We start from the raw sequence: 842 nt of genomic DNA, 5'->3' as shown, positions 1-842 counted from the left end.
ATGGCCTTGACCGATGAACCAGGTATCTACATCGAAGGCAAATATGGCGTTCGTATTGAGGATGATATCCTGATTACAGAGACAGGTTGTGAATTGTTGACCCTAGCTCCAAAAGAGTTGATAGTTATCTAAGAATTAAACAACTCAGATGATTGACTTTTAAATTTTAAAGGTTTATACTGAAAGACGAAAACGGTAGGTGAGGCTACCATAGGGATACGGATGACTACCGCAAAGCAGTGGAGACACTACTCGTTGGTCAACAGTCCTGGTCGCGAAGGCCAAGACTAAGCTCATTACATTGCCCTATGGAGTTAAAGCTTGAACGAAAAACAGATAATTAGTTTTTTAATCCTGCCATTTTATGGTGGGATTTTCTACTGTTTAAATCAAAGAAAGGAGATAGACGATGCAAATTGACGATCACCTGGAACCGCACATACACAGCCAATCGCTGATTTGTGTCGTTCTACCCTTATAAAGTGATTGGTCTCTGTGTATGAAACACATCATTCATACAGATAGGAGAAACCAATGAAAACTACAAAAGAAAGATTAGCAACAGCTATTCATACATCTTTAAACGAAACTCTATCTTTTTATAAGACAAGTCTAACAGGCTTGACTGAGGAGCAGGTGGAGAAAAATCGTGACCTATATGGCGAAAATACCATCACAAAGGGTCAAGAAGACAGTATCCTCAAAAAGATTTACGAATCCATTATCAATCCTTTTACCATCATCTTGCTGGTCATCGCCATGATTTCCTTGGTGACCAATGTCTGGTTGGCAAAACCAGGTCAAGAAGATCCGACAACTTCCATTATCATCGTTGTCCTAGT

At 39.7% G+C, this 842-nt stretch carries 2 protein-coding genes and 1 riboswitch; both genes read left to right on the top strand.

From position 1 onward, the window contains the following. Positions 1 to 132, top strand: a complete 132-nt coding sequence (locus tag ACFX59_RS18260; RefSeq protein ID WP_387434477.1) for a M24 family metallopeptidase — start codon at positions 1 to 3, stop codon at positions 130 to 132. Between the two features lie 57 nt (positions 133 to 189). Then, positions 190 to 340, top strand: a riboswitch (M-box (ykoK) riboswitch). 194 nt (positions 341 to 534) lie between these two features. Continuing rightward, a partial coding sequence (locus tag ACFX59_RS18255; protein WP_387434475.1) for a cation-transporting P-type ATPase occupies positions 535 to 842 on the top strand: 308 nt, incomplete at its 3' end.

The organism is Sphingomonas sp. NCPPB 2930, from assembly GCF_042867205.1.
Lineage (GTDB): Bacteria > Pseudomonadota > Alphaproteobacteria > Sphingomonadales > Sphingomonadaceae > Sphingomonas.
The sequence above is the reverse complement of the archived record's forward strand: the minus strand, read 5'-3'. Positions and strand labels throughout refer to the sequence as shown.

What these genes read in the sequence shown, in the direction of transcription:
- ACFX59_RS18260 (WP_387434477.1), top strand. Translation starts at nt 1, where the DNA reads ATGGCCTTGACCGATGAACCAGGTATCTACATCGAAGGCAAATATGGC.